The sequence below is a fragment of the Brevibacterium sp. GP-SGM9 genome (genome assembly GCF_047300845.1).
Taxonomy (GTDB): domain Bacteria; phylum Actinomycetota; class Actinomycetes; order Actinomycetales; family Brevibacteriaceae; genus Brevibacterium.
On sequence record NZ_CP178563.1, the window covers coordinates 1230976 to 1245758 of the forward strand.

At 66.0% G+C, this 14783-nt stretch carries 15 protein-coding genes and 1 tRNA gene; 7 read left to right on the top strand and 9 right to left on the bottom strand.

What is annotated here, in order from left to right:
* Positions 1 to 55: 55 nt before the first annotated feature.
* Together ACH82I_RS05635 and ACH82I_RS05640 are read left to right on the top strand one after the other, a co-directional pair.
* On the top strand, positions 56 to 1228 hold the full coding sequence (locus ACH82I_RS05635) for a hypothetical protein (protein ID WP_230746893.1): 1173 nt from the start codon (positions 56 to 58) through the stop codon (positions 1226 to 1228).
* A complete protein-coding gene (locus ACH82I_RS05640) occupies positions 1225 to 2457 on the top strand; it encodes a M20 metallopeptidase family protein (RefSeq protein WP_413336080.1) in 1233 nt (410 codons plus the stop codon). The genes ACH82I_RS05635 and ACH82I_RS05640 overlap by 4 nt, the downstream gene beginning before the upstream one ends.
* Positions 2458 to 2783: 326 nt before the next feature.
* On the opposite strand, the gene ACH82I_RS05645 is transcribed toward ACH82I_RS05640, so the two are convergent.
* Both ACH82I_RS05645 and ACH82I_RS05650 read right to left on the bottom strand, forming a co-directional pair.
* Complete coding sequence (locus ACH82I_RS05645) at positions 2784 to 3314, bottom strand: DUF1992 domain-containing protein (RefSeq protein ID WP_413336083.1); 531 nt, start codon at positions 3312 to 3314, stop codon at positions 2784 to 2786.
* 108 nt (positions 3315 to 3422) lie between these two features.
* Positions 3423 to 3504 (bottom strand) — tRNA-Tyr (locus ACH82I_RS05650).
* Positions 3505 to 3663: 159 nt separating this feature from the next.
* Here ACH82I_RS05650 and ACH82I_RS05655 point away from each other — a divergent pair.
* On the top strand, positions 3664 to 4155 hold the full coding sequence (locus tag ACH82I_RS05655) for a YajQ family cyclic di-GMP-binding protein (RefSeq protein ID WP_413336085.1): 492 nt from the start codon (positions 3664 to 3666) through the stop codon (positions 4153 to 4155).
* A gap of 18 nt (positions 4156 to 4173) precedes the next feature.
* Here the strand turns inward: ACH82I_RS05655 and ACH82I_RS05660 are convergent, their stop codons facing one another.
* From ACH82I_RS05660 to ACH82I_RS05670, 3 genes are read right to left on the bottom strand one after another with little or no spacing between them, the layout of a single operon-like run.
* Positions 4174 to 4932 (bottom strand): alpha/beta hydrolase, encoded by a 759-nt coding sequence (locus tag ACH82I_RS05660; protein ID WP_413336087.1) that lies wholly within the window; start codon positions 4930 to 4932, stop codon positions 4174 to 4176.
* 58 nt (positions 4933 to 4990) lie between these two features.
* Positions 4991 to 5917 (bottom strand): GTP pyrophosphokinase family protein, encoded by a 927-nt coding sequence (locus ACH82I_RS05665; RefSeq protein ID WP_230746902.1) that lies wholly within the window; start codon positions 5915 to 5917, stop codon positions 4991 to 4993.
* A 22-nt stretch (positions 5918 to 5939) separates the two neighbouring features.
* Complete coding sequence (locus ACH82I_RS05670) at positions 5940 to 7355, bottom strand: FAD-dependent oxidoreductase (RefSeq protein ID WP_413336089.1); 1416 nt, start codon at positions 7353 to 7355, stop codon at positions 5940 to 5942.
* Between the two features lie 116 nt (positions 7356 to 7471).
* On the opposite strand from ACH82I_RS05670, the gene rarD reads away from it, so the two are divergent.
* From rarD to ACH82I_RS05690, 4 genes are all read left to right on the top strand, one after another.
* The gene (gene rarD, locus ACH82I_RS05675) at positions 7472 to 8386 is read left to right on the top strand and encodes an EamA family transporter RarD (RefSeq protein WP_230746905.1); all 915 of its coding nucleotides are present in this window, start codon (positions 7472 to 7474) and stop codon (positions 8384 to 8386) included.
* Positions 8387 to 8468: 82 nt separating this feature from the next.
* The gene (locus ACH82I_RS05680) at positions 8469 to 8870 is read left to right on the top strand and encodes a GntR family transcriptional regulator (protein ID WP_230746914.1); all 402 of its coding nucleotides are present in this window, start codon (positions 8469 to 8471) and stop codon (positions 8868 to 8870) included.
* A 3-nt stretch (positions 8871 to 8873) separates the two neighbouring features.
* Positions 8874 to 9791 carry an ABC transporter ATP-binding protein gene (locus tag ACH82I_RS05685; protein ID WP_230746916.1) on the top strand — a complete coding sequence of 306 codons (918 nt, stop codon included), beginning with the start codon at positions 8874 to 8876 and terminating at the stop codon, positions 9789 to 9791.
* The gene (locus tag ACH82I_RS05690; RefSeq protein ID WP_413336092.1) at positions 9788 to 10531 is read left to right on the top strand and encodes a hypothetical protein; all 744 of its coding nucleotides are present in this window, start codon (positions 9788 to 9790) and stop codon (positions 10529 to 10531) included. The genes ACH82I_RS05685 and ACH82I_RS05690 overlap by 4 nt, the downstream gene beginning before the upstream one ends.
* Before the next feature lie 8 nt (positions 10532 to 10539).
* Here the strand turns inward: ACH82I_RS05690 and ACH82I_RS05695 are convergent, their stop codons facing one another.
* From ACH82I_RS05695 to ACH82I_RS05710, 4 genes are read right to left on the bottom strand one after another with little or no spacing between them, the layout of a single operon-like run.
* On the bottom strand, positions 10540 to 11598 hold the full coding sequence (locus ACH82I_RS05695; RefSeq protein ID WP_230746921.1) for a permease: 1059 nt from the start codon (positions 11596 to 11598) through the stop codon (positions 10540 to 10542).
* Positions 11599 to 11603: 5 nt separating this feature from the next.
* Positions 11604 to 12614, bottom strand: coding sequence for a polyprenyl synthetase family protein (locus ACH82I_RS05700; RefSeq protein ID WP_230747241.1), 1011 nt, complete (start codon positions 12612 to 12614; stop codon positions 11604 to 11606).
* 58 nt (positions 12615 to 12672) lie between these two features.
* The gene (locus ACH82I_RS05705; RefSeq protein ID WP_230746923.1) at positions 12673 to 13974 is read right to left on the bottom strand and encodes a geranylgeranyl reductase family protein; all 1302 of its coding nucleotides are present in this window, start codon (positions 13972 to 13974) and stop codon (positions 12673 to 12675) included.
* A complete protein-coding gene (locus ACH82I_RS05710) occupies positions 13971 to 14678 on the bottom strand; it encodes a demethylmenaquinone methyltransferase (RefSeq protein WP_413336093.1) in 708 nt (235 codons plus the stop codon). Before ACH82I_RS05710 ends, ACH82I_RS05705 begins: the two co-directional genes overlap by 4 nt.
* Positions 14679 to 14783: the final 105 nt, after the last annotated feature.

Consider the following 14783-nt stretch of genomic DNA (forward strand, 5'->3'; position numbering starts at 1 on the left):
TCCGATGACGTACTATCTTGTGAGCTGATTCACTTTCCCCTAAGAAGGGCTCACCATGGAAGCCATATTCGCAGCCGCGATCGTCCTCGCCTTCATCGCTCTCGGCGAACTGATCTCGATCTGGTCCAAAGCGCGGGTGCCCAGCCTGCTCGTCGCAATGCTCGGCATCTTCATCTTCGCGAAGATCGGCATCGTCCCCGACACCGTCGTCGACGACTCGATGCTCGTGCAGATCTACACCATCCTCGTCGCACCCCTGCTCTTCCACATGGGTACGCTCATCCCCCTGCGGGTGATGCTCAAACAGTGGCGCTCGGTCATTATCGCCGTAGCCGGAATGCTCGCCGCCGTCCTCCTCATCCTCGTCGTGGTCGCCCCGCTCTTCGGCTTCGAGACCTTCGTCGCCGGCTCCGGACCGCTGGCCGGGGGCATCGTCGCTACCGGCCTGACCACCGAGGGCCTAACGGCCCATGGAGCCGCCTCATCAATCATCGTGCTGCCCGCCCTCGTGCTCATGCTCCAGTCACTGCCGTCGATGCCGATGACGAACTTCCTGCTCCGCCGCTATGCCACCAAACTGCGCGACAGCGGCGAACTCTACGAACTCGCCGCCGCCCATCACGAGGAGGACCAGGAGGCCGCGACAAAGAAGAAGCTCGTCACCTTGCCGCACTTTCTCGTCGACAATCAGCTCTTCATGCTCTTCCTCATCCTCGTCGGCGGTTCGCTCGCGACTCTCATTGCGATCCCGACCCACATCCCATCGTCGATCGTCGCTCTCATCCTCGGCATCATCGCCACCGCGATCGGGCTCTCCCCGGACAAGGCGATGGAGCGATCGAACTCCTTCGGCGTCGCCATGGCCGGCGTCATTGCCATCGTCATGGCCCCGCTGGTGGCCGCTTCGGTGCAGGACGTGATCAACGCCTTCCTGCCCACCGTCACGATCCTCATCGTCGGCGGCGCCGGCATCATCGGCGGTGGTTACATCGCCACCAAGCTGCTGCGGTGGAAGTCCACCCTGGGCATGTCGGTGGCGCTGACCGCCATGTACGGCTTCCCCGCCGACTACCTCCTGACCAACGAGGTGGCCCGATCGATCGCCCGCGACGACGATGAGAAGGAGGCCCTGCTCAACGTCATGCTCCCGCCGATGCTCGTCGGCGGCTTCACCTCGGTCTCGGCAGGCTCCGTGGTCATCGCCAGCGTGCTCGTGAGCCTCCTGTGAGCGGCGTGACCAGCGCCGGTCAGGGCCTCCTGGCCGAGGCCGCCGGACTCCTGCCGCAGCTGCAGGAACTGCGACGCAGACTCCACGCCGACCCCGAGGTCGGACTCGATCTCCCCCGCACCCAGGCCACGGTGATGGAGTCCCTGGCCGACCTCGACCTCGAGATCACCACCGGGGAGGGAACCACCTCGGTGGTGGCCGTGCTGCGGGGCACTCATCCGGACAGACCGGCCGAGGCTCCCGCGGTGCTGCTGCGCGGGGACATGGACGCCCTACCCGTCGAGGAGCTGACCGCAGAGCCGTTCGCCTCGACCAACGGGAACATGCACGCCTGCGGACACGACCTGCACACCGCCGGACTCGTCGGTGCCGCACGCCTGCTCCACACCCACCGCGGCGAGCTGCGCGGAGATGTCGTGTTCATGTTCCAGCCGGGCGAGGAGGGGTACAACGGGGCGTCGGTGATGATCGCCGAAGGCGTCCTCGACGCCGCTGGCCCGCGGGCGATCGCGGCCTTCGGCGCCCACGTCCACATGGGCGAACGCGGGGTCGTCGCCACCAGGCCCGGGACCCTGCAGGCCGGTTCGAACGTCCTGCACGTCACGATCAACGGCCGCGGCGGCCACGGCTCCCAACCGGTCACGGCGGTCGATCCGGTCCCGGCCCTGGCCGAGCTCGTCACCGCTCTACAGAACATGGTCAGTCGCCGTATCGACGTCTTCGACCCGATCGCGCTCTCGGTCACCCAGCTGCAGGCCGGTGAGGCCGTCAACGTCATTCCCGCCTCGGCGAGCCTCGGAGCCACCGTGCGGACCCTGTCCGAAGACTCCCTTGACACCGTCCGGACGCGATCGAAGCAGCTGGCCGAGGGGATCGCCGCCGCCCACGGCTGCACCGCCGAGGTCGGCTTCGAAGTCCAGTACCCCGTCACCGTCAACGACGAACACGAGACCGCCTGGGCCCTTGACCAGGTCCGCGGTCTCCTCGGCGATGACAGAGTGGAGGTCCTCGAACAGCCGATCATGCCCAGCGAGGACTTCTCCTTCGTCCTCGCCGAGGTGCCGGGCACGTACATGATGCTCGGGGCCAAACGCACCGATGTGCCCGAGGAGCGGCAGGGGAACAACCACTCCCCCTTCGTCGTCTTCGACGATTCGGTGCTCGGGGATCAGGCCGGGCTGCTCGCGCACCTGGCGATCGAGAGACTCGCGGCCGAGGTGTCCGCGTAACCGAATCGGAATACGACTGCCCACCCGGCTCACCAGGGCCTGGCTAGCATTGCCAGTGTGAATCCAACGATCCCCCGGACCCGTGACCTGACCCTCGACCTCGCCCGCGTGGTCTGCGTGCTCATCGTCGTCTTCGTCCATCTCGTACTCACCGGGGTGCAGCTGCTGTGGCTGCCGATGCCTGCCCCGGGTAGCGGGGTGTGGTGGCTGAGCCGACCGCTCTTCGTCATCGCGGTCCTGCTGCTCGTGTGGGCGATCTCGACGGGGACCAAACGGTGGGAGAGCCCGAAGCCGGTGCTCGCGCCGCGGTGGTCCTCACCAGCGGTTCAGCCTCGACGGAAGGACCACCACCGGCGCCGAGGTGACGGCGGGGTCTCCGCGCCATCGCCGTTCGTCGGTTCTTCGGCCCGGTCCGCGGCCCGCTCGCTGTCCGACCTCCGCTCCCGCCAGGCGGCGACCTCCTTCTCGACATCGCGGGGCGGGGTGAACACGGGTGGGCCTTCGCGCAGGTCCATCACGGCGGCGCGGACTCGGGCATTGAAGCCGGCGAGGTAGTCCCGGACGTCGGTTTCGCGGGTGAAGGCGTCGAGAGTGTCCTCGAGTACCGCGCTCTCCTTGCGCAGCTGGAAGGCGGCGGGGGCGACCCCGCTCATGTCCTCGCGCTCCATCTTCTGTTTGATCCACCAGTCGGGATCCTCGGAGTTGTGCAGTCCGCTCAGGGGTCTGCCCAGTCCGGGCAGGTCGTCGAAGTCACCGCGCCTGATCGCCTCGTCGAGTGCGGATTCGACGATGGCGTTGCGGTCCTCGAGCGAGTTCATCCGCTTGGGTGCGTGGTCGTCGTTCGCATCGCCGTTCATCACTGTGCCCCTCGTGTCCGCTTATCCCTACGCTATGGACTCGGGAGCTCCGAGGCAAGGGAAAAGCCCCGTGACCAGAAACTGGTCACGGGGCTGATCCGCTCTGCGTGGCAGATGAAGGATTCGAACCTTCGAAGGCAATGCCGGCTGATTTACAGTCAGCTCCCTTTGGCCGCTCGGGCAATCTGCCGCAGGTGGCGCTCGATGAGCACTCGAAAAGAATACTAGCAGCGGGACCGTTTTACCAACTCGATAGACGCAGGTCACAATTGCCGGTCTCGACTAGACTCGGGCATCAGTGACTCACCCATACCGGCTGCTGCCGGTCACCGACCACGAAGGAGCTTCCATGGCCAGCGAATCATCGTTCGACATCGTCAGCAAGGTCGATCGGCAGGAGGCCGACAACGCCCTCAATCAGGCTGCGAAGGAGGTCAACTCCCGTTACGACTTCCGCGGCACCGATGCCTCGATCGCCTGGAGCGGCGAGGCCGTGCAGATGAAGGCCAACAGCGAGGACCGAGTCAAGGCCATCCTCGACGTCTTCCAGTCGAAGCTGGTCAAGCGCGGAATCTCGCTGAAGTCCCTCGAGGACGGCGAGCCCTACCCGTCCGGCAAGGAGTATCGCATCGATGCCTCGATCAAGGAGGGCATCGACAAGGACAATGCGAAGAAGATCTCGAAGATCATCCGCGACGAGGGCCCCAAAGGCGTCAAGGCGCAGATCCAGGGCGATGAGCTGCGCGTGAGCTCGAAAAAGCGCGATGACCTGCAGGAGGTCATCGCCCTGCTCAAGAGCCAGGACTTCGAGGTCGACCTGCAGTTCGTCAACTACCGCTAGAGGCAGGGCCGGGCTCCCTCACCCTGCCGAGAGGCTGCGGGCGAACTCCGTGAGTTCGCCCGTGACCGCGGTGCTCACCTGCTCGTCATCGATGCTCGGTGTCCCGTCGCCGCTCTGCGGCCCGTAGTCGCCGAAGCTCGCGTGACTGGCACCGGGAATCTCGACCATCCGGGCAGAAGCGGGCAGATGGTCACGGTTCTCCGCGATCTTCTGCGGTGTGGAGAGTCCGTCGGCGCTGCCGGAGAGACTGAGCACGGGAATGTCCGAATCGGAGATATCTGTTCCGCAGTAGGAGGCGAAGAGGACGAGGGCCGCGGCCTCGGAGGCCGCGGAACACGCGCGCACCCCGCCCATCGAGTGGCCACCGACCATCCACGTCTCGACCTCGGGCACATGCCCGGTGAACGCCGTGAGCCCGCGCGGGTCGAAGAGAGCCAGACCCAGCCAGGGCTTGACGATGACCACAGTGGTCCCGGTGTCGACGGCCAGTCCGACCAGTCGTGCGGCGTAGGCGTCGGCATCGAACTTCGCCCCCGGATAGAAGACGAGCCCGAGGCTCGAATCGGCCTCTCCCGTGGGGCGCAGCACCATGGCATCCGCATCCTCGGCCACCTCGAGGCCAGGCTCGGTGAGAACGGACTCCAACGGTCCCGGTTCGGCCTCCATCACGCCGGTCTTCGCCCACACCGCCAGCGCGATCGCCGCACAGACGATGATCACGAGGAGGACGGCGATCAGGCGGATCGCCCACCGGCGCACGGTTCGAGCAGAGGCCACGTCTGGATCCTACTCTTCCAGGACGACCGCCGACGCCGCAGCAGGCCCAAGAGACGAATCAGTGTCCGGGCAGCTCGAGGGGAATGTAGTACAGGCCTTTCGAGTCCTCCTCCACGCTGACCCGCAGGCGGTCGTCGACCTGGACGAACTCATTGACCTTGATGGTGCCCTTGACCTCGGCGAGTCTGCGCACGGCGAAGGCAGGAATGAGTCCCTGACGGCCGTCGCCGTCAACGGCCAAGGCGTATTTGGGCCCGGTGGCGCGGACCTTGACCACGATGGTCCGCTGTTCCGCGAGCTGGGCCGCGAGGTCCGAGTCCGGTTCGGGGTTCGTCAGGGCCGAGAGCTCTTCGGCCAGAGTGTCGGCCATATCGTCGACGGTGGCGAGCATGTTCGCCATGGCCCGAGCGAACTCCCCGTGGAGCTCGCTCGGCTTCATCGCCGCACCGGGCTTGTACATGTCCTCATGCGTCAGTTCGCCCCAGGCATCCTGGAGGCGGGTCTTGACCTGGATCTCCGCGAACACCGGTTCACCATGGTCGGAGGGGATCTGCAGGGTCACATGGCAGGCACGGTACCCGCTCGGCTTCGGCGGGTCGACGTAGTTCTTCTCGTCGACGAGGACGAACGAGCCCAGCTGCTGCGGATCCCGCAGGGAGTCGAACATCATGATCTGATCCCGCGGGGACTTGCACAGCACCTTGACCCCGACGATATCGCGGATCTGATCTTCGACATCGCCGACCGACTCGAGGTGCAGCGTGGGATCATCCTCGAGCTTCTCAGTGAGCTTCTTCAACGTCCGTGCCGAGTCCTTGATCCGATGGCCGTCGACGTCGAGCCGAGAGATGTCCTTGTCCTTGAGCAGTCCCCGCTGCTGGGCCTTGAGCCAGTGCTTGATCTGCACAGCGGCAGACTCCCAGGCCTCGAGCCGCTGCGCATACGCCTGCTCAACAAGCGTTCGCAGCGTCGAATCCGCGCTCATGTCCTCGCCTGCCGCAGTCGAATCAGTGGCCCGAGACGGGTGCCGCGGATTCGCTGTGGACGTGTCCGCGCGCCTCGGCGAGCATCCCCCCACGGGTCGCGATCTTCACACGCTCACGGCCCTCGGCCTCGCCCGCGGCCTTCTCCGCCGTCTCGACCCGGTGGTAGCCCTCCCAGTCGACATAGTCGATGCCTTTGGACTCGAGGAGGTCGACGATCGCATCCTCCCCCGGGTACACGGGATCGCTGAGCACACCGGCGCTGCGGTCGTCGATGATGTGCGTGATCGTCTCGAGGGCATCGCCCTTCGTGTGCCCGATCAGCCCGACCGGACCGCGCTTGATCCAGCCGGTCGCATAGACGCCGGGGATGACATCGGCCTCGGCGGCCTTGGCCTGTTCTTCGGCGTCGACGACGCGTCCCTCATGGTTGGGGATGACGCCCTTGGCGGCGTCGAAGGGCAGCTGCGGCAGCGCCGTACCGGCATAGCCGATGGCCCGGTAGACGGCTTCGACGTCCCAGTCGTGGAATTCGCCGGTGCCAGTGACATTGCCCGTCCCGTCGAGCTCCTGGCGTTCCGTGCGCAGCCCGGTCACCCGATCCTCGCCGAGGATGGCCACCGGTGCGTGGAGGAAGTGCAGGTGGAGGCGTCGCTTCGCACCCGTGGGCTCACGCATCGTGAAATCGGTCAGGGTCTTCGCGACCTGCTTGACCTGGTTCGAGGACTCAATCGCAGCCATCGACCCTTCGTCGAACTCGAAGTCCTCGGGATAGACGATGATATCGACATCGGCCACATGACCGAGTTCACGCAGCTCCAGCGGTGTGAACTTCGCCTGCGCCGGTCCGCGACGGCCGAAGACATGGACGTCGGTGACCTGCGAATCCTTCAATCCCGCGTAGACATGCTCGGGGATCTCCGTGGTGTGCATGTCATCGGCCTGCTTAGCCAGCACCCGGGCCACATCGAGAGCGACATTGCCATTGCCGAGCACGGCCACGCTCTTCGCCTCCAGCGGCCAGGTCTGACCCACATCGGGGTGCGAGTCGTACCAGTTGACGAAGTCCGCGGCACCATAGGAACCAGGCAGATCCACACCAGGCAGGTTGAGTGAGGCATCGACGAAGCAGCCGGTGGAGAAGATCACGGCATCGTAGCGGTCGGTGAGCTCACCGAGGTTGATGTCGACGCCGTACTCGACATTCGAGAACAGGCGGATGTCGCCGCGATCGAGGACCTTGATCAGCGCATTGATGATGCCCTTGATCCGCGGATGATCGGGAGCCACACCATAGCGGACGAGACCGAAGGGAGTCGGCAGACGCTCGAAGAGGTCGATGCTGACCTCGAAGTCGCGTTCGGCCTTCGTCAGCAGATCAGCCGCGTAGATACCTGCAGGGCCGGCACCGATGATGGCCACCCGGAAGGGACGAGTCATTCTCACACCTCTCTAGTCATTCATACCCGAGTCTATCGCCAATGTAGGTCGTCCTTACAACGACGTGAGCAAGCTCGCATTCCCACCGCGGCCCGAGACCTCACTAGACTCTGTGTGTGAGTACGAATCCTGCCCCCGATGAAAGCGCCTTCCGCCGCGCCGGCCTGATCAACGGCTTCAGCGCCTACCTGCTGTGGGGCATCATCCCGCTCCTGTTCGCCGCGGCCGCTCCCACCGGCGCCCTCGAGCTCGTCTCGCACCGGGTCATCTGGTCCCTCGTCTTCTGCGCGATCCTGCTGCTCTTCACCGGCGGATTCGCCCGCACCTGGAAGATCATCACCTCCGGCCGCACCTTCGGCCTCCTCGCCCTCGCCTCGGTGCTCATCGCGATCAATTGGACGGCCTTCATCTACGGCGTCGAATCCGGCCACCTCGTCGAGGTTTCACTGGGCTACTATCTCAATCCGCTGATCTCGATCGGACTGGGCGTGCTCTTCCTCGGTGAGAAGCTGCGCCCGCTGCAGTGGACGGCCGTGGGCTTCGGCCTCGTCGCCGTCATCATCGTCGGCCTCGGCCTCGGCCGGATGCCCTATCTCTCGTTCACCGTCGCCCTGTCCTTCGGCCTCTACGGACTGGTGAAGAACAAGGTCGGCAATCGGGTCGGGGCGCTCGAGGGGATGACGATCGAGAGCATGGTGCTCACGGTCCCCGGACTCATCTACCTCATCGCCCTCGGCGCCCAGGGCCTGTCGACGTTCACCGGCTTCGGCGCCTCCCACGTCATCATCATCCTCATCACGGGCCCGGCCACGGCGATCCCGCTCATCCTCTTCAGCGCCGCCGCCCGCCGCATCCCCCTGTCCTGGGTGGGCATGCTGCAGTACATCACTCCGACGATGCAGTTCATCATCGGCACCGTCATCCTCGGCGAGGCGATGTCCACGCCGAGGTGGATCGGCTTCGTCGTCATCTGGATCGCCGTGATCCTGCTCAGCGTCGACCTCGTCCGAGCCAGTCGCCGGCGACGCTGACTTCGGGACCGAAGACCCTTGACAACCGCATTGGTGGCATGGTTAATTAGTTGAGTAACTAACCAACCCACCAGGAGTCACCGTGATCGACGACGACAGACCGCTGTTCGCACAGATCGCCGAGAAGGTCGAGGATTCGATCATCAACGGCACACTGCCCGAGATGTCCCGAGCACCCTCGACGAACGAACTCGCGCACTTCTATTCGATCAACCCGGCCACCGCGGCCAAGGGAATCAATCTCCTCGTATCCAAAGGGGTGCTCGAGAAACGGCGCGGCATCGGCATGTTCGTCACCGACGGCGCTCGGGCGCTGCTCATCAACGAACACCGCACCACCTTCTCCGACAGCTTCATCACTCCCCTGCTCACCGAAGCCAATCGCCTCGGCCTGGGCTCGGAGGACGTGATCGCGCTCATCACCGAGCGCTCCCGAGAGATCCACCTGACCACCGCACTCGACCCCGCCGCCACGAAGGGATGAGACATGACCTCCGTCATCGAGGTCCGCCACCTCACCAAGACGTACAAGACCACGACCGCTCTCGATGATGTCAGCCTGAGCATCGAGGCGGACTCGATCTACGGACTCCTCGGCCGCAACGGCGCCGGCAAGACGACGCTGATGTCGATTCTCACCGCACAGAACTTCGCCACCTCCGGCGAGGTCGAGGTGTTCGGCGAACACCCCTATGAGAACGCCCGAGTGCTCAACCGGATGTGCTTCGTCCGGGAGAGTCAGAAGTACCCGGACGACTCCACCGCCAGGCACGCGCTGGCCGGTGCCCGGCTGTTCTTCCCCCGCTGGGATCAGGCCTTCGCCGAGGAACTCGTCGCTGACTTCCGGCTCCCGCTCAAGACGCCGATCAAGAAGCTCTCGCGCGGACAGCAGTCCGCCATCGGAGTCATCATCGGCTTGGCCTCACGAGCGGAGATCACGTTCTTCGACGAGCCGTATCTGGGCTTCGACGCCGTCGCCCGCCAGCTGTTCTACGACCATCTCATCGCCGACTACGCCGAATGCCCGCGGACGATCCTGCTCTCGAGCCACCTCATCGACGAGGTCGCCGATCTCATCGAGAATGTCATCGTCATCGACCATGGTCGCATCATCATGGACGAACCCACCGATGCGGTGCGGGGTCGCGCGGTCAACATCGTCGGCGACGCCGACTCCATCCAGCGCCTCGTCGCCGGCCGTGAGGTCATCCACCGTGAGACTTTGGGCCGGGTCGCCTCGGTGACGATGCTCGGCCGGCTCAGCGAGGTCGACCGCCACTACATCGCCGAAGCCAATCTCGATCTCACCCCGGTCTCCCTGCAGCAGCTCGTCGTGCGCTCCACCCGCGATGAGACAGCCGAGCACACCGATTCCGACACCGATGTCAGGAGCCTTCAGCCATGACCGCCACAGCAGATTCCCCCGGCCTCCCGGCCCTGCCCCGACCTCGCAGCCGCACCATCGGCGTTGTGCGCCTTCAGTTCACGAACACGCAGACCTTCGTGTGGGTGCCCGTGCTCGTCCTCGGCGGGGTGTGGCTGATCACGCTCATCGTCTACTGGATCATCTCTGCCTCCGGGGTCGAGGGTCCGATGTACAGCGGCGGGTCCCAGGCTCCCCTGTGGTACTTCGCCGTGGTCGGTGCCCAAGCGATGAATCTGACCTTCTACTTCTCCCAGGCGATGAGTCTGACCCGTCGCGAATTCTGCCTCGGCTCACTGGTGGCCGCGGCAATCAGCGCGGTCGGGATCTCCCTCGTCTTCGTTCTCCTCGGCCTCATCGAACAGGCCACGGACGGGTACGGAATCAACGGCTACTTCGCCTACCTGCCCTGGTTGTGGGAGGCGGGACCGCTGGCCGCTGGACTGACCTACTTCGTCCTCACGATGCTGTGGTTCGTCCTCGGCTTCTGGTTCGCGATCGCCTATAAGCGCTTCGGGCCGCTGATCCTCACGATCTCGCTGCTCGTGATCGCGCTCCTGATTCTCGGCGGGGCTGCACTCATCAGCGCCAATCAGGCCTGGCCCGAGGTGTGGCTGTGGTTCGTCTCCGCCGAGGCCACCGGACTGGCACTGTGGGCCGCGGCTCTCTGCACGGTCTTCGCCGCCGGCTCTTACCTCACCCTGCGTCGCCTGACCACCTGAGTGAGGACTCAGCCGAGCAGAAGGAGCAGGCCGCCGGCGAGCACAGCGGCCACCGCCACGGCCGCACCCATGGCCGCGGTGGTGCGCCAGCCCATGGACTTGCCCACCATGACCATCGAGGGGACGCTGAGCGCCGGCAGCGCCACGAGCAGGGCACCGGTGACTCCAGCTCCGACGCCCGCGGCCAGCAGAGCGAGGACGATCGGAATCTCCCCGCCGGTGGGAATGACGAGCAGCGTGCCCACGACCGCGGCGAGCAGGATCGCTCCGGCCCCGAGCTGCGCCTCAAGTCCGTAGACCCCGGTCAGCCAGGGACTGATGAGTCCGATGAGGAAGACGAGGGCGAGGTGTTCGGGAACGAGGATGAGGGTGAACCTGGACAGGGACCGCAGATATCGGGTGGGAAGCGAGGACAGCCTCGGCGGGCTCGGCTCGGGCTCCGGAACCACCTCGGCGCGGCCGGTCACCCAACGCCCGATGAGGGCACTGGCACCCACGGCGATGAGGAGGGCGAAGACTATCCGCACGGCCACGTAATGCCACGGCAGGACGAGAACGAGGAAGATGAGGACGGCCGGGTTGAGCAGCGGATTGCCCACCCAATAGGCCAGCGCCGCCGACCTCCTCACCCCGGTGTCGCGCAGGCCGGCGGCGACGGGGGCGGCACAGCAGGTGCACATCATGGACGGTGTGGAGAGTGCGGCCCCGACAAGGGCCTGACCGGTATGACTGCGCCGATTCATCAGCCGCAGCAGCCAGTCCCGTGGGACGAGCGCATCGATAGCGGCCGCGATCAGCAGGGCCACGAGCAGCGCCTTCCACACGGCGGTGAAGTAGACGAGCGTGAAGTCCCAGGCGCCGGCCAGTGAGATCGTCTCCCCGGCGGCGTCGAAGAGCGGAGTCCCGTCCCAGACAGAGGTCTGGCTCATCGTCCAGGCCTTGTCCCAGTACGGCATCCACTTCGACCAGCTCAGGCCGATGACCAGCACGGCGGCCAGAACGCCCAGGCCCACCCAATCGACGGGCGAGAGCCGGCGGGGACTGCTTGGAGCCGAGGTGACGGACATGGTGGTCAGGCGCTGCGGGCGACCACGGAGTCCGCGAATGCGAACAGGGAGTCCTTGACCAGCCCGTCGGGCAGCGGCCCCAGCGAGGACTTCGCGTCCTCGGCCCAGCGCAGAGCCTCGGCGCGGGCCTTCTCGGTCACGGGATGCGCGGCCAGTGCGGCACGCGCGGCCTCGAGCGCAGAATCGGAGGACAGATCCGCGTCGAGGAGATCGACCACCTCGGCGGCGGCCGCATCACCGTCGGCGGCAGCAGCGCGGACGTAGAGCACGGGCAGGGTCGGCACGCCTTCACGCAGGTCCGTGCCCGGAGTCTTGCCTGAGACCGATGAGGTGGTGGTGAGGTCGATGATGTCGTCGGCGAGTTGGAAGGCGATGCCCACGCGTTCGCCGAAGTCGCGGACGGGTTCGGCCAGGGCCTGATCGGCACCGGAGAACATGACCCCGAACTGCGCCGAGGTCGCGATGAGCGACCCGGTCTTGTCGGCGAGGACCTGGATGTAGTGCTCGATCGGATCGGTGCCCTCGGGCGGGCCGGTGAATTCGTTGAGCTGTCCGAGGACGAGGCGTTCGAAGGTCTCGGCCTGGATCCGCACGGCTTCGGGACCGAGCTTCGCGGTCACCCCCGAGGCCTTCGAGAACAGCAGGTCGCCGGTGAGGATGGCCACGGAGTTGCCCCACACCTCGTGTGCGGCCGGAGCACCCCGACGTACCGGGGCGTCATCCATGACATCGTCGTGGTAGAGGGAGGCGAGGTGGATGAGCTCGACGGCCACGGCCGCATCGAGGATCTCGTCGCAGTCGGCCTCGCCGAGGCGGGCGGTGAGCAGCACGAGGTTCGGTCGGGCGCGTTTTCCGCCGGCGGCCAGGAGATGCTTCGACGTCGTGTCCGGCAGCTTCCTCGTCTGCGCGGTCGCATCGTAGAGCCTGGTCTCGACGGCCTCCAACTGGGTCGAGATGTCCGCCGAAAGCTGTGCATCGGCACCGATGAAGGTCGCCGGAGAGGCTAGGTGGCTCATGTCCTCGTCATTCGTCGTAGTCGGTGTCGGCGGGCGGGTGCCGCCGTCGCGATCGTGCTCAGGCATTGCTCGTGGCCGGAACAATTCGGGTCAGGGCGGAGATCACCCGGTCGATGAGATCGGCCTCGGTCACCGTCGGGTCGCGGTAGAGGTTCGCCAGCAATTTCACGACGAACTCCATCACGACGTCAACACCCATACCGTACTTGATTCCGAAGTGCATGAGTGCAGGGTGTCCGATGACGGCGGAGAACACGCGCCCCAGGGTGAAGTAGCCGCCGAGTGAGTCACCGATGAGAGCCGGGTACTCCTCGAGGCGTCGGCGCATCACGTGCCGGGGATAGCGCGCGTAGGTGGAGATCACCTCGGCGGCCAGTCTGGCGGACTCGAGGGCGTAGTCGATGCCCTCTCCGTTGAAGGGGTTGACCATGCCGCCGGAGTCGCCGATGAGCAGCAGCCCCCGATGGAAGTGCGGGGTGCGATTGAAGGCCATCGGCAGTGCCGCGGACTTGATCGGGCCCAGGGAGGTGGTCTCGTCGATGCCCCATTCGTGGCCCATATCGGCGATCCACTGACTCATCATGGCCTTGAAGTCGACCTGACCGAACTGGGGTGAGGAGTCGAGGAGGCCGGCACCGATGTTGATGGTGCCGTCGCCCAGCGGGAACAGCCAGCCGTAGCCGGGCAGGATCTCGGACTGGCCCGCCTGGTTCGTCGAGCGCATCTCGACCCAGCTCTCGATGTAGTCGTCGGCATGCCTCGGCGAGGAATGGTAGGCGCGGACGGCCACACCCATCGGCCGGTCGTCGCGCTTCTCGAGGCCCATGGACACGGCCAGCCGGGAGGAGACCCCGTCGGCGGCGATGACGATCGGGGCTCTGAAATGGGCTTCGGGGCCGACGCGACGGCCGCGGTGGTCGGTGCCGGAAGCGTGCACGCCCTGGATCCAGCCGTCCTCGCCGATGTCCGGTGACATGGCCTTGACCTGCTCGAAGAGCCTGGCGCCGCTGCGCCCGGCGTGGCGGGCGAAGGCTTCGTCCATGCCCATGCGCGGGCGGGTCAGCCCGTAGTTCGGGGTGCCGTCGATGTCGGGCCAGTCGAGTTCGAGTCGGTGCCCTCCGCCGATGAGACGCAGCCCGCGGTTGCGGTGCCAGCCGTCCTCGACGGGAGTGTCCATGCCGAGGTAGCCGACCTCTTTGACAGCGCGCGGGGTCAGGGCGTCTCCGCAGATCTTGTCGCGGGGGAAGCCGGACTTCTCGAGGATGATGACCTCATGGCCGGTCTGGGCGAGGTAGGCCCCGATCGCCGAGCCTGCGGGACCTGCGCCGACGACGATGACCTCGGCGTCGAATTCGTTCACAACCGGGCTGCTCCCGGCTTGAGCGCGTGGTGGACGGCGACGATCCCGCCGGTGAGGTTGCGGTACTTGACCTGGTCGAAGCCGGCGTCGCGGATCTGGTGGGCGAATTCGTCCTGATCGGGCCAGGCGCGGATGGATTCGGCGAGGTAGACGTAGGCCTCGGGGTTCGAGGACACGGCCTTCGCGACCGCGGGCAGGGCCCGCATCAGGTACTCCTTGTACACGAGGCTGAACGGGTCGAAGGTCGGCGTCGAGAATTCGCAGATGACGAGCCGGCCGCTGGGTTTGAGCACGCGCAGCATCTCCGCCAGGGCGGTGTCGACCTCGTGGACGTTGCGGATGCCGAAGGAGATCGTGACGACGTCGAAGCTCGAGTCCGAGAACGGCAGATCCATCGCATCGGCGTAGATGAAGTCGATCTTCGGGTGCCTGCGGCGGCCTTCGGAGAGCATCCCGGAGGAGATGTCCCCGGCGACCACCTCGGCGCCGTGCCGGGTGAAGGTCATCGACGAGGTGCCGGTGCCCGCAGCGAGATCGAGGACCCGCTCGCCGGGTCCGGCCGCCACCGAATACGCAACCGTCCGCCGCCAGGAGCGGGCGAGACCGAAGGTGAGGACGTCGTTGGTGAGATCATAGCGGGAGGCGACGTCATCGAACATCGAGGCGACGTCGTCGGGCTGCTTGTCCAGCTGGGCACGGTTCATGTCCTTATTCTCTCAACACCTGAGCCCGGGGGCGAATCCTCGGACACCGGCTTCTCACGGCGCGGGATTCAGCCCGAATTCGCGCGGAACTCGACTAGGCTGGGC